At 44.6% G+C, this 581-nt stretch carries 1 protein-coding gene and 1 pseudogene; both read left to right on the forward strand.

Annotation, left to right across the window (positions count from 1 at the left end; genetic code table 11):
• Positions 1-22: 22 nt before the first annotated feature.
• The gene (locus tag R7Q46_RS28850; RefSeq protein WP_025500331.1) at positions 23-448 is read left to right on the forward strand and encodes a GNAT family N-acetyltransferase; all 426 of its coding nucleotides are present in this window, start codon (positions 23-25) and stop codon (positions 446-448) included.
• Positions 449-451: 3 nt separating this feature from the next.
• Positions 452-581 (forward strand): annotated as a pseudogene (locus tag R7Q46_RS28855) (N-acetyltransferase); the annotation flags it as partial.

Below are 581 nucleotides of genomic sequence, written 5' to 3' on the forward strand. Positions count from 1 at the left end.
TAAATCAATGTTGAGGGATACAATGCAAGGGTTTCGAATTACCACGTCGTTAGATGACATGGATTTAGACGTTATCTACCAGTTCATTTCAAACAGTTATTGGGGAAAGGGCATTCCAAGAGAACGCCTTGAGAAGTCATTGCGCCATTCGTTCTGTTTCGCGGTTTTGGATGACGAAAATCAACTCGTCGCTTTTGCTCGGTTAATTACCGATCGCACCACGTTTGCGTATCTTGCCGATGTGTTTGTAGTGGAGGCACACCGTGGTAAAGGCATCAGTAAGTGGTTGATCTCAGAAATTCTTGCTCATCCAGAACTACAAGGCTTACGCCGTATGATGCTTGCAACCCGCGATGCTCATGGGTTGTACGAACAGTTTGGGTTCACTCCTATTGCTCCAGTAGAAAACTTCATGCAAATCTGGAAACCGAATGTTTATCAGAGCTAAATCATGATGAGAGTTGAAGCTCAACAAGTGGCAATCAGATACCTCAAAACAACAGACGCTGCTCCCCTGTTTGAAAACTATTTAGGCGATGAGCAAGCATGTCGCTTCCTCAATCGCCAAGCCCACCAAAATT

This window comes from Vibrio sp. 811, assembly GCF_033339195.1.